The sequence below is a fragment of the Paraburkholderia lebeckiae genome (assembly GCF_050436325.1).
GTDB classification, from domain to species: Bacteria; Pseudomonadota; Gammaproteobacteria; order Burkholderiales; family Burkholderiaceae; genus Paraburkholderia; species Paraburkholderia tuberum.
Map to the genome: position 1 here is coordinate 2,827,501 of NZ_JBNDLZ010000003.1, position 13,167 is coordinate 2,840,667.

General features: G+C 57.5%; 8 protein-coding genes, 4 tRNA genes and 2 rRNA genes. All 14 read left to right on the forward strand.

Annotated features, from left to right (window positions below):
• The first annotated feature begins 97 nt into the window (after positions 1-97).
• A 23S ribosomal RNA gene (locus tag OKW44_RS30905) occupies positions 98-2,979 on the forward strand.
• A gap of 227 nt (positions 2,980-3,206) precedes the next feature.
• Positions 3,207-3,320 (forward strand): 5S ribosomal RNA (gene rrf / locus OKW44_RS30910).
• Positions 3,321-3,476: 156 nt separating this feature from the next.
• Positions 3,477-3,562: transfer RNA gene (locus OKW44_RS30915), tRNA-Tyr, on the forward strand.
• A 40-nt stretch (positions 3,563-3,602) separates the two neighbouring features.
• Positions 3,603-3,676, forward strand: a tRNA-Gly gene (locus OKW44_RS30920).
• A 16-nt stretch (positions 3,677-3,692) separates the two neighbouring features.
• Positions 3,693-3,767 (forward strand) — tRNA-Thr (locus OKW44_RS30925).
• A gap of 62 nt (positions 3,768-3,829) precedes the next feature.
• Complete coding sequence (tuf, locus tag OKW44_RS30930) at positions 3,830-5,020, forward strand: elongation factor Tu (protein WP_018420138.1); 1,191 nt, start codon at positions 3,830-3,832, stop codon at positions 5,018-5,020.
• Between the two features lie 64 nt (positions 5,021-5,084).
• A tRNA-Trp gene (locus OKW44_RS30935) sits at positions 5,085-5,160 on the forward strand.
• A gap of 34 nt (positions 5,161-5,194) precedes the next feature.
• The gene (secE, locus tag OKW44_RS30940) at positions 5,195-5,575 is read left to right on the forward strand and encodes a preprotein translocase subunit SecE (RefSeq protein ID WP_018420139.1); all 381 of its coding nucleotides are present in this window, start codon (positions 5,195-5,197) and stop codon (positions 5,573-5,575) included.
• Between the two features lies 1 nt (position 5,576).
• Positions 5,577-6,134 carry a transcription termination/antitermination protein NusG gene (nusG, locus tag OKW44_RS30945; protein ID WP_026225725.1) on the forward strand — a complete coding sequence of 186 codons (558 nt, stop codon included), beginning with the start codon at positions 5,577-5,579 and terminating at the stop codon, positions 6,132-6,134.
• Between the two features lie 162 nt (positions 6,135-6,296).
• A complete protein-coding gene (gene rplK / locus OKW44_RS30950) occupies positions 6,297-6,728 on the forward strand; it encodes a 50S ribosomal protein L11 (protein WP_018420141.1) in 432 nt (143 codons plus the stop codon).
• Entirely contained in the window at positions 6,729-7,427 is a 699-nt protein-coding gene (gene rplA / locus OKW44_RS30955; protein WP_018420142.1) for a 50S ribosomal protein L1, read from the forward strand.
• Between the two features lie 302 nt (positions 7,428-7,729).
• On the forward strand, positions 7,730-8,233 hold the full coding sequence (gene rplJ / locus OKW44_RS30960) for a 50S ribosomal protein L10 (RefSeq protein WP_008922978.1): 504 nt from the start codon (positions 7,730-7,732) through the stop codon (positions 8,231-8,233).
• 64 nt (positions 8,234-8,297) lie between these two features.
• Positions 8,298-8,675: a 50S ribosomal protein L7/L12 gene (rplL, locus tag OKW44_RS30965; RefSeq protein WP_018420143.1), complete on the forward strand. Its 378-nt coding sequence runs from the start codon at positions 8,298-8,300 to the stop codon at positions 8,673-8,675.
• A gap of 368 nt (positions 8,676-9,043) precedes the next feature.
• On the forward strand, positions 9,044-13,150 hold the full coding sequence (rpoB, locus tag OKW44_RS30970) for a DNA-directed RNA polymerase subunit beta (RefSeq protein ID WP_018420144.1): 4,107 nt from the start codon (positions 9,044-9,046) through the stop codon (positions 13,148-13,150).
• Positions 13,151-13,167: the final 17 nt, after the last annotated feature.

Below are 13,167 nucleotides of genomic sequence, written 5' to 3' on the forward strand. Positions count from 1 at the left end.
TATTTTAAAGGTGATCGAGAGATCGCTTTGGAATACGGCGCAACACGAATACTCAACCTGTAGCGAGTGTGGCTCGAGAGAGACGCACCCGTTATAGGGTCAAGCGAACAAGTGCATGTGGTGGATGCCTTGGCGATCACAGGCGATGAAGGACGCGGTAGCCTGCGAAAAGCTCCGGGGAGCTGGCAAACAAGCTTTGATCCGGAGATGTCCGAATGGGGAAACCCACTCCTAATGGAGTATCCGCAGCTGAATCCATAGGCTGCGTGAAGCGAACGCGGTGAACTGAAACATCTAAGTAACCGCAGGAAAAGAAATCAACCGAGATTCCCAGAGTAGTGGCGAGCGAAATGGGATCAGCCTGTACTCTTTATTCTCATTGTTAGTCGAACGCTCTGGAAAGTGCGGCCATAGCAGGTGATAGCCCTGTAGACGAAAACAGCGGGAAAGAACTGGGTGTACGAGAAGTAGGGCGGGACACGTGAAATCCTGTCTGAAGATGGGGGGACCATCCTCCAAGGCTAAATACTCGTGATCGACCGATAGTGAACCAGTACCGTGAGGGAAAGGCGAAAAGAACCCCGGGAGGGGAGTGAAACAGATCCTGAAACCGCATGCATACAAACAGTCGGAGCCTCTGCGAAGGGGTGACGGCGTACCTTTTGTATAATGGGTCAGCGACTTACATTCAGTGGCGAGCTTAACCGATTAGGGCAGGCGTAGCGAAAGCGAGTCCGAACAGGGCGTCCAGTCGCTGGGTGTAGACCCGAAACCAGGTGATCTATCCATGGCCAGGTTGAAGGCACGGTAACACGTGCTGGAGGACCGAACCCACTAACGTTGAAAAGTTAGGGGATGAGCTGTGGATAGGGGTGAAAGGCTAAACAAACCTGGAAATAGCTGGTTCTCTCCGAAAACTATTTAGGTAGTGCCTCGTGTATCACCTTCGGGGGTAGAGCACTGTCATGGTTGTGGGGTCCATTGCGGATTACTACGCCATAGCAAACTCCGAATACCGAAGAGTGCAATCACGGGAGACAGACATCGGGTGCTAACGTCCGGTGTCAAGAGGGAAACAACCCAGACCGCCAGCTAAGGTCCCCAAATATGGCTAAGTGGGAAACGAAGTGGGAAGGCTAAAACAGTCAGGAGGTTGGCTTAGAAGCAGCCATCCTTTAAAGAAAGCGTAATAGCTCACTGATCGAGTCGTCCTGCGCGGAAGATGTAACGGGGCTAAGCCATATACCGAAGCTGCGGATGCACAGTAATGTGCATGGTAGGAGAGCGTTCCGTAAGCCTGCGAAGGTGCACTGGAAAGTGTGCTGGAGGTATCGGAAGTGCGAATGCTGACATGAGTAGCGATAAAGGGGGTGAAAGGCCCCCTCGCCGTAAGCCCAAGGTTTCCTACGCAACGTTCATCGGCGTAGGGTGAGTCGGCCCCTAAGGCGAGGCAGAAATGCGTAGCTGATGGGAAGCAGATTAATATTTCTGCACCATTGTGAAATGCGATGGGGGGACGGATCGCGGAAGGTTGTCCGGGTGTTGGAAGTCCCGGTCCTTGCATTGGAGAAGGCGCTTTGGCAAATCCGGGCGCGTAATTCAAGGGTGCGAGGCGAGCCACTTCGGTGGCGAAGCAACTGGAAGGGGTTCCAGGAAAAGCCTCTAAGCTTCAGTTTCACAGTGACCGTACCGCAAACCGACACAGGTGGGCGAGATGAGTATTCTAAGGCGCTTGAGAGAACTCGGGAGAAGGAACTCGGCAAATTGGTACCGTAACTTCGGGATAAGGTACGCCCTGGTAGCCTGACTGGCCTGCGCCAGAAGGGTGAAGGGGTTGCAATAAACTGGTGGCTGCGACTGTTTAATAAAAACACAGCACTCTGCAAACACGAAAGTGGACGTATAGGGTGTGACGCCTGCCCGGTGCCGGAAGATTAAATGATGGGGTGCAAGCTCCTGATTGAAGTCCCGGTAAACGGCGGCCGTAACTATAACGGTCCTAAGGTAGCGAAATTCCTTGTCGGGTAAGTTCCGACCTGCACGAATGGCGTAACGATGGCCACACTGTCTCCTCCCGAGACTCAGCGAAGTTGAAGTGTTTGTGATGATGCAATCTCCCCGCGGCTAGACGGAAAGACCCCATGAACCTTTACTGTAGCTTTGCATTGGACTTTGAACCGGTCTGTGTAGGATAGGTGGGAGGCTATGAAGCGTGGACGCCAGTCTGCGTGGAGCCGTCCTTGAAATACCACCCTGATCTGTTTGAGGTTCTAACCTTGGCCCGTGATCCGGGTCGGGGACCGTGCATGGTAGGCAGTTTGACTGGGGCGGTCTCCTCCCAAAGTGTAACGGAGGAGTACGAAGGTACGCTAGGTACGGTCGGAAATCGTGCTGATAGTGCAATGGCATAAGCGTGCTTGACTGTGAGACTGACAAGTCGAACAGGTGCGAAAGCAGGTCATAGTGATCCGGTGGTTCTGTATGGAAGGGCCATCGCTCAACGGATAAAAGGTACTCTGGGGATAACAGGCTGATACCGCCCAAGAGTTCATATCGACGGCGGTGTTTGGCACCTCGATGTCGGCTCATCTCATCCTGGGGCTGTAGCCGGTCCCAAGGGTATGGCTGTTCGCCATTTAAAGAGGTACGTGAGCTGGGTTTAAAACGTCGTGAGACAGTTTGGTCCCTATCTGCCGTGGGCGCTGGATATTTGAAGGGGGCTGCTCCTAGTACGAGAGGACCGGAGTGGACGAACCTCTGGTGTACCGGTTGTCACGCCAGTGGCATCGCCGGGTAGCTATGTTCGGAAGAGATAACCGCTGAAAGCATCTAAGCGGGAAACTCGCCTTAAGATGAGATATCCCCGGGGCTTCGAGCCCCTTGAAGGGTCGTTCAAGACCAGGACGTTGATAGGTCAGGTGTGCACGTACAGTAATGTACTGAGCTAACTGATACTAATTGCCCGTAAGGCTTGATCCTATAACAGGTGTGTCTCGACCCGCGTTAGTGCTTCAGCACTTGCGCGGGTCCGATCCCCGAAGGGGATTGGTGTGAACTCCCGCGGGAGCTAACAGAAACGCACGGTTGGGATTCAGTGTTGTGCCAGAAACAACACAACCCCCCACACGAATCCTTTACGCTTCTTCCCGATTGGCTGTGGCGCAACCGGTTGACTCCAACCCCCTGCGACGCAGCAACCCGTCATGCCTGATGACCATAGCGAGTCGGTCCCACCCCTTCCCATCCCGAACAGGACCGTGAAACGACTCCACGCCGATGATAGTGCGGATTGCCCGTGTGAAAGTAGGTAATCGTCAGGCTCCCCCCACGTCAGAAACCCCACCCGCCGCGGTGGGGTTTTTGCGTTTACGGACAGCTAACACCCAATCACTATATAAGTGAGAGCGTTGGGATCGGAACGGTCAAGCAGCCCTTGACAAAGAGACATTGTTCCCCCATAATCATCAGTTCTCTGCGGAGGGGTGCCCGAGTGGCTAAAGGGGGCAGACTGTAAATCTGTTGGCTTACGCCTACGTTGGTTCGAATCCAACCTCCTCCACCAGAATGCAAGATGTAGCAGTTGTTGGGAATCCATGATCCTTGCGGGTGTAGCTCAATGGTAGAGCAGAAGCCTTCCAAGCTTACGACGAGGGTTCGATTCCCTTCACCCGCTCCAGCAACATAGAGGTAGCGCCCATGTGGCTCAGTGGTAGAGCACTCCCTTGGTAAGGGAGAGGTCGGCAGTTCGATCCTGCCCATGGGCACCAGAAGTAATCGGTGATTGTTTGCGCCCGGCGCAACGTACGGAAAATCCTCTTAGGAGTCGAAAATGGCCAAGGGTAAGTTTGAGCGGACCAAGCCGCACGTGAACGTGGGCACGATCGGTCACGTTGACCACGGCAAGACCACGCTGACGGCAGCGATCACGACGGTTCTGACGCAGAAGTTTGGCGGCGAAGCGAAGGCGTACGACCAGATCGACGCGGCGCCGGAAGAAAAGGCGCGTGGTATTACCATTAACACCGCGCACGTCGAGTACGAAACGGCTAACCGCCACTATGCCCACGTCGACTGCCCGGGTCACGCTGACTACGTGAAGAACATGATCACGGGCGCGGCGCAGATGGACGGCGCAATCCTGGTGTGCTCGGCCGCTGACGGTCCGATGCCGCAAACGCGTGAGCACATCCTGCTGGCGCGTCAGGTTGGCGTTCCGTACATCATCGTGTTCCTGAACAAGTGCGACATGGTGGACGACGCCGAGCTGCTGGAACTCGTCGAAATGGAAGTTCGCGAACTTCTGTCGAAGTACGACTTCCCGGGCGATGACACGCCGATCATCAAGGGTTCGGCCAAGCTGGCGCTGGAAGGCGACAAGGGCGAACTGGGCGAAGTGGCGATCATGAACCTGGCCGATGCGCTGGACACGTACATCCCGACGCCGGAGCGCGCGGTTGACGGTGCGTTCCTGATGCCGGTGGAAGACGTGTTCTCGATCTCGGGTCGTGGCACGGTGGTGACGGGCCGCGTCGAGCGTGGCGTGGTCAAGGTCGGCGAGGAAATCGAGATCGTCGGTATCCGCGCAACGGCCAAGACGACCTGCACGGGCGTGGAAATGTTCCGCAAGCTGCTCGACCAAGGTCAGGCAGGCGACAACGTCGGTATCCTGCTGCGCGGCACGAAGCGTGAAGACGTGGAGCGTGGTCAGGTTCTGGCCAAGCCGGGTTCGATCAACCCGCACACGCACTTCACGGCTGAAGTGTACGTGCTGAGCAAGGACGAAGGCGGCCGTCACACGCCGTTCTTCAACAACTACCGTCCGCAGTTCTACTTCCGTACGACGGATGTGACGGGCTCGATCGAACTGCCGAAGGACAAGGAAATGGTGATGCCGGGCGACAACGTGTCGATCACGGTGAAACTGATCAACCCGATCGCGATGGAAGAAGGTCTGCGCTTCGCAATTCGCGAAGGTGGCCGTACGGTCGGCGCTGGTGTCGTCGCCAAGATCATCGAGTAACGCCAGAGAGTTCTCGATAATCGGTTGTATCGGGGTTGGCGGTGTCGTCGACCCTGGATGGTTTAGGGGTATAGCTCAACTGGCAGAGCGTCGGTCTCCAAAACCGAAGGTTGGGGGTTCGATTCCCTCTGCCCCTGCCAACTATCGCGTCGTAGTGGCGCTTGTTAAGGTGTTATGGCGAATCCTTCCGTCGAAACTGTAAATACATCCGGCGACAAGTTGATGTTGATCGCAGGTGTGTTGCTGGTCTTGGCCGGGTTCGTGGGGTTCTTCTGGCTTAGTGGCCAGGAATGGTACATCCGCGGAGTCGCCTTGGCTGTTGGTGCGATCGCGGGTGTCGCAGTCGCTCTTCTCTCGGCGCCTGGCAAGGGTTTCATCGCTTTCGCCAATGACTCGTACAAAGAGGTCCGCAAGGTAGTTTGGCCGAGTCGCAAAGAGGCGACCCAAACAACACTCGTGGTCTTCGGCTTCGTAGTCGTGATGGCTATCTTTCTCTGGGTTTGTGATAAATCCATTGAGTGGGCGATTTTCTCGGCGATTCTGGGTTGGAAATGATATGAGTGATACTCCGGCATCCCCGAGCGGCAAACGTTGGTACGTAGTGCACGCATATTCCGGTATGGAGAAGAGCGTGCAACGAGCGCTTCAGGAGCGCATCGAGCGGGCTGGTATGCAGGGTCAGTTCGGCCAGATCCTCGTTCCAACAGAAGAAGTTGTTGAGGTAAAGGGCGGTCACAAATCAGTAACCGAACGTCGTTTTTTCCCGGGCTATGTTTTAGTCGAAATGGAAATGACAGACGAAACGTGGCACCTCGTGAAGAATACGGCGAAGGTGACCGGTTTCGTCGGCGGGGCGCGTAATCGGCCGAGCCCGATCTCCCCTCGGGAAGTTGAAAAGATCATGTCGCAGATGCAGGAGGGCGTGGAGAAGCCGCGCCCGAAGACCCTGTTTGAGGTAGGCGAGATGGTGCGGGTGAAAGAAGGCCCGTTCACGGATTTCAACGGCAGCGTCGAAGAAGTGAACTACGAAAAGTCGCGAGTCCGTGTTTCCGTTACAATCTTCGGCCGCGCAACGCCGGTCGAGTTGGAATTCGGCCAAGTCGAAAAGTTGTAGTCTAGATTTTACGGAACGCACCGCTAGGTGCGTTCCGTATTTCGTGCTTACGGTCCGCGTAATGGCCGTTGAGGAGCGTAACTAGCCAGTTTGTCGGCGAACACGCGCTACTACTCACTGAGCGTCCGCACGTAAGGCGGCGTTCCAAAAGAGGTTCTCGAAATGGCAAAGAAAATTATCGGCTTTATCAAGCTGCAGATTCCTGCAGGTAAAGCCAACCCGTCGCCGCCGGTTGGTCCGGCACTGGGTCAGCGCGGCCTGAACATCATGGAGTTCTGCAAGGCGTTCAACGCACAGACTCAAGCGATGGAACCGGGTCTGCCGATTCCTGTCGTGATCACGGCATTCGCGGACAAGAGCTTCACGTTCGTTCTGAAGACGCCGCCGGCTACGGTTCTGATCAAGAAGGCAGCGAAGCTCGACAAGGGTTCGAGCAAGCCGCATACCGACAAGGTCGGCAAGATCACCCGCGCTCAAGCTGAAGATATCGCCAAGACCAAGATGCCCGATCTGACGGCTGCTGATCTGGCCGCAGCGGTTCGTACGATCGCTGGTAGCGCCCGCTCGATGGGCATCACTGTGGAGGGCGTGTAAATGGCTAAGCTTTCGAAGCGTCTGCAAGCATTTGCAGCCAAAGTGGATCGTCAGAAGCTGTACCCGATCGAAGACGCTCTGTCGCTCGTGAAGGAGTGCGCAAGCGCGAAGTTCGACGAGTCGATCGACGTCGCCGTGCAACTCGGCATTGACGCAAAGAAGTCGGATCAAGTGGTTCGCGGCTCGGTCGTGCTGCCCGCTGGTACCGGTAAGTCGGTCCGCGTCGCTGTGTTCGCGCAGGGCGAAAAGGCTGAGCAGGCTCGTGCCGCTGGTGCTGACGTCGTCGGTATGGAAGACTTGGCCGAGCAGGTCAAGGCCGGGAACCTGAACTTTGACATCGTGATCGCTTCGCCGGACACGATGCGTATCGTCGGTACGCTCGGGCAAATCCTCGGCCCGCGTGGCCTGATGCCGAACCCGAAGGTTGGCACGGTCACGCCGGACGTCGCGACCGCGGTCAAGAACGCCAAGGCTGGTCAGGTTCAATTCCGTGTCGATAAGGCCGGCATTATCCACGCAACGATCGGCCGCGCTTCGTTCGAGCCGGCAGCACTGCGCAACAACCTGAATGCGCTGATCGAAGCGCTGCAGAAGGCGAAGCCTACAACGAGCAAGGGCGTGTATCTGCGCAAGGTCGCTCTGTCGAGCACGATGGGTGTTGGTGTTCGTGTCGACCAGACGTCGATCGCTGCCCAGTAAGAATTTCGCCGCTCCGGCGCGAGTTGGGGCGGCGTTTAAGGGCTTTGGGCGGTTGCGAGGTGGCAGTCTGCATCGCGCGACCGGTTGTCAAAGACCGTTGGTGGGCACGCAGCAAGTAGGCGGGTCCTTAATGTAAAGCCAACGCAGATGGCGAACCCGAAAAGGTTTTGTAGTGATGAAGCCGTTGGATGTCTGTAGCGATACGGATTTTTGATGGTCGAAATACTCCTGACTGGTCGGACGCCGTTATTGAACGCGGTACACAAGGCGCACGCCGCGTGTATCGAATCTGGAGGTTAACCGTGCCACTCAACAAAGAAAGCAAGCAGGCCGTCGTCGCTGAGGTTGCCGCGCAAGTCGCGAAAGCTCAGACCGTGGTTCTGGCTGAGTATCGTGGAATCGCGGTTGGCGATCTGACCAAGCTGCGCGCGAAAGCGCGTGAGCAACAGGTTTACCTTCGCGTGTTGAAGAACACGCTGGCGCGTCGCGCCGTCGAGGGTACCCCGTTTGCTCCGCTGGCAGAGCAGATGACTGGCCCCCTGATCTACGGCATCTCGGAAGATGCGATTGCTGCTGCTAAGGTCGTCAATGACTTCAGCAAGAGCAATGACAAGTTGGTCATCAAGGCTGGTTCCTACGAAGGCAAGGTGATGGACAAGGCCGGCGTGCAAGCGCTGGCAAACATCCCGAGCCGCGAAGAACTGCTCTCCAAGCTGTTGTATGTTATGCAGGCACCTGTTTCTGGATTCGCGCGCGCTCTGGCGGCGCTGGCAGAAAAGAAGCAAGGCGAAGAAACCGCTGCGTAATGCACTTCAGTCGAGGCGTGATTGATCGCTGGCTGTATCCGAAATCAATTTAGGAGTATTTCAAATGGCAATCGCAAAAGAAGACATCCTCGAAGCCGTAGGCTCGATGTCGGTTCTGGAACTGAACGAGCTGGTCAAGGCGTTCGAAGAAAAGTTTGGCGTGTCGGCAGCTGCTGTTGCAGTGGCTGGCCCGGCAGGTGCAGCTGGCGGCGCCGCTGCTGCTGAAGAGCAGACTGAATTCACGGTCATCTTGGCTGAAACCGGTGCAAACAAGGTTTCGGTCATTAAGGCCGTTCGCGAACTGACGGGTCTCGGCCTGAAGGAAGCGAAGGATCTGGTCGACGGTGCACCGAAGCCCGTTAAGGAAGCGGTGCCGAAGGCTGCTGCTGAAGAAGCCAAGAAGAAGCTGGAAGAAGCCGGCGCGAAGGTTGAAATCAAGTAAGCTTCAACGCGCTGCGCGAAGGCTGGCGGTTTTTCACCGCCGGCCTTTTTGTGCTTTGTGGAGGACGCGTTTCTGCGGGTGTATGCCGGCAGGAATGTGATCCCAGAAGCCAAAGAAAAACGCCCACGGTAATATTGACCGGCATTTCTCTTTGTCTTCTGAAGCGACTGCAGAAGGCAAGTTTGGTCGGGTAGCGGGCAACACAGGCATTCGCTGCCGTCAGCCAGCGGTTGGTAGCGGCCAACCACCAAGCTTCTAGGCTCGTTCAAGCCATCGGACGGCCATCGGGTCTCAGTCGGTGAACACTCGGGTTGTCTCATCAAGGTATCCTGCCTCGACAACTATGCCCGCCGTGATTCGGAGATCGTATGCAATATTCCTTCACCGAGAAGAAGCGTATTCGCAAGAGTTTTGCGAAGCGCCCCATCGTTCACCAAGTACCTTTCCTGCTGGCTACCCAGCTTGAATCATTCAGCACGTTTCTGCAAGCAGATACGTCGTCTACGCAACGCAAGCCGGAAGGCCTGCAAGCTGCGTTTACTTCCGTTTTCCCGATCGTTTCGCATAACGGCTTCGCGCGTCTCGAGTTCGTCAGCTACATGCTGTCGCCGCCGGCGTTCAACATCAAGGAATGCCAGCAGCGCGGTCTGACGTACTGCTCGGCGCTGCGCGCCAAAGTGCGTCTGGTGCTGCTCGACAAGGAATCGCCGAGCAAGCCAGTCGTCAAGGAAGTGAAGGAACAGGAAGTGTACATGGGCGAAATTCCGCTCATGACGCCGACCGGTTCGTTCGTCATCAATGGCACGGAACGTGTGATCGTTTCGCAGCTGCACCGTTCGCCGGGCGTGTTCTTCGAACACGATAAGGGCAAGACGCACAGCTCGGGAAAGCTGCTGTTCTCGGCACGTATCATTCCTTACCGCGGTTCGTGGCTCGACTTCGAGTTCGACCCGAAGGACGTGCTGTACTTCCGCGTCGACCGTCGCCGCAAGATGCCGGTCACGATCCTGCTGAAGGCGATCGGCCTCACTCCGGAACAGATCCTCGCAAACTTCTTCGTGTTCGACAATTTCACGCTGATGCCGGAAGGCGCGCAGATGGAATTCGTGCCGGAGCGTCTGCGTGGCGAAGTTGCGCGTTTCGATATCACGGACCGCGACGGCAACGTGATCGTCCAGAAGGACAAGCGGATCAACGCCAAACACATTCGCGATCTCGACAACGCGAAGACCAAGTTCATCTCGGTCCCGGAAGATTATCTGCTCGGTCGCGTGCTCGCGAAGAATGTGATCGACGGCGATACCGGTGAAGTCATCGCGAACGCGAACGACGAGATCACCGAATCCGTGCTCGACAAGCTGCGCGAAGCGAAGATCAAGGACATCCAGACGCTCTACACGAACGATCTGGACCAAGGTCCGTATATCTCGTCGACGCTGCGCATCGACGAAACTGCCGACAGGATGGCCGCGCGGATCGCGATCTACCGCATGATGCGCCCAGGGGAGCCGCCGACTGAAGAAGCGGTCGAGGCACTGTTCAACCGTCTGTTCTACAGTGAAGAAGCGTACGACCTGTCGAAGGTGGGTCGTATGAAGTTCAATCGTCGCGTCGGCCGTGACGAAATCGTCGGCCCGATGACGCTGCAGGATGACGACATCCTCGCGACGATCAAGATCCTCGTCGAGTTGCGCAACGGCAAGGGCGAAGTAGACGACATCGACCACCTCGGCAACCGTCGTGTGCGTTGCGTCGGCGAACTCGCGGAGAACCAGTTCCGCGCGGGCCTCGTGCGCGTCGAACGTGCTGTGAAGGAACGTCTCGGCCAGGCCGAAAGCGAAAACCTGATGCCGCACGACCTGATCAACTCGAAGCCGATTTCCTCGGCGATCCGCGAGTTCTTCGGTTCGTCGCAGCTGTCGCAGTTCATGGACCAGACCAACCCGCTGTCGGAAATCACGCACAAGCGTCGTGTTTCCGCACTGGGCCCGGGCGGTCTGACTCGCGAACGCGCAGGCTTCGAAGTCCGTGACGTGCACCCGACCCACTACGGCCGCGTGTGCCCGATCGAGACGCCAGAAGGTCCGAACATCGGTCTGATCAACTCGCTTGCTCTGTACGCGCACCTGAACGAATACGGCTTCCTCGAAACGCCGTATCGCAAGGTCGCGGACGGCAAGGTCACCGATCAGATCGACTATCTGTCGGCGATCGAAGAAGGCCGTTACGTGATCGCTCAGGCGAACGCGGCAGTAGCCGACGACGGCACGCTGACCGATGAACTCGTGTCGTCCCGTGAAGCGGGCGAAACGCTGATGGTCACACCGGACCGCATCCAGTACATGGACGTGGCACCGTCGCAGATCGTGTCGGTCGCAGCTTCGCTGATTCCGTTCCTCGAGCACGACGACGCGAACCGCGCCTTGATGGGCTCGAACATGCAGCGTCAGGCCGTGCCGTGTTTGCGTCCGGAAAAGCCGGTCGTCGGTACGGGCATCGAGCGCACCGTGGCGGTCGACTCAGGCACGACGGTTCAGGCACTGCGTGGCGGCGTGGTTGATTACGTCGACGCGGGCCGTATCGTGATTCGCGTGAACGACGACGAAGCGGTCGCGGGTGAAGTCGGTGTCGACATCTACAACCTGATCAAGTACACGCGTTCGAATCAGAACACGAACATCAACCAGCGTCCGATAGCGAAGATGGGCGACAAGGTTGCGCGTGGCGACGTGCTGGCTGACGGCGCATCGACCGATCTGGGCGAACTCGCGCTCGGCCAGAACATGCTGATCGCGTTCATGCCGTGGAACGGCTATAACTTCGAAGACTCGATCCTGATATCGGAGAAGGTGGTTGCGGACGACCGCTACACGTCGATCCACATCGAAGAACTGAACGTCGTTGCTCGCGACACGAAGCTCGGACCGGAAGAAATCACGCGCGACATCTCGAACCTCGCGGAAGTGCAGCTTGGCCGTCTCGACGAGTCGGGCATCGTGTACATCGGCGCGGAAGTCGAGGCGGGCGATGTGCTGGTTGGCAAGGTCACGCCGAAGGGCGAAACCCAGCTGACGCCGGAAGAAAAGCTGCTGCGCGCGATCTTCGGTGAGAAGGCGTCGGACGTGAAGGACACGTCGCTGCGCGTGCCGTCGGGCATGAGCGGCACTGTGATCGACGTGCAGGTATTCACGCGTGAAGGCATCCAGCGCGACAAGCGCGCGCAACAGATCATCGACGATGAACTGAAGCGCTATCGTCTCGACCTGAACGACCAGCTGCGTATCGTGGAAGGTGATGCGTTCCAGCGTCTCGCACGTATGCTCGAAGGCAAGGTGGTGAACGGCGGTCCGAAGAAGCTCGCGAAGGGCACGAAGATCGACCGCGCTTACCTCGAAGATCTGGACCACTATCACTGGTTCGACATTCGCCTTGCGGATGAAGAAGCAGCGGCCCAGCTCGAAGCGATCAAGAACTCGATCGAAGAGAAGCGTCACCAGTTCGACCTCGCGTTCGAAGAGAAGCGCAAGAAGCTCACGCAAGGCGACGAACTGCCGCCGGGCGTGCTGAAGATGGTCAAGGTGTATCTGGCGGTGAAGCGCCGTCTGCAGCCTGGCGACAAGATGGCAGGCCGTCACGGTAACAAGGGTGTCGTGTCGAAGATCGTGCCGATCGAAGACATGCCGTACATGGCCGACGGCCGTCCGGCTGACGTCGTTCTGAACCCGCTCGGCGTGCCGTCGCGGATGAACGTGGGTCAGGTTCTCGAAGTGCATCTGGGTTGGGCCGCGAAGGGTCTCGGCTGGCGTATCGGCGAAATGCTGCAGCGTCAGGCGAAGATCGCTGAACTGCGCGAATTCCTGATCAAGATCTACAACGAATCGGGCCGCGCCGAAGAGCTGGACAGCTTCAGCGACGACGAAATCCTCGAACTGGCGAAGAACCTGCGCGAAGGCGTGCCGTTCGCAACGCCGGTGTTCGACGGTGCGACGGAAGAAGAAATGTCCCGCGCGCTGGATCTGGCATTCCCGGACGACATCGCTGAAAACCTCGGCATGACGCCGTCGAAGAACCAGGTGCGTCTGTTCGACGGTCGCACGGGCGAGATGTTCGAACGTACGGTGACGGTCGGCTACATGCACTACCTGAAGCTGCACCACCTGGTCGACGACAAGATGCACGCGCGTTCCACGGGCCCGTACTCGCTCGTCACGCAGCAGCCGTTGGGCGGTAAGGCGCAGTTCGGTGGCCAGCGTTTCGGTGAAATGGAAGTGTGGGCGCTCGAAGCGTACGGCGCATCGTACGTGCTGCAGGAAATGCTGACGGTGAAGTCGGACGACGTGACGGGCCGGACCAAGGTTTACGAGAACCTGGTCAAGGGCGATCACGTGATCGATGCCGGCATGCCTGAGTCGTTCAACGTGTTGGTGAAGGAAATCCGGTCGCTGGGTATCGACATCGACCTGGACCGGAACTAATCGGACTACTGGAGAGA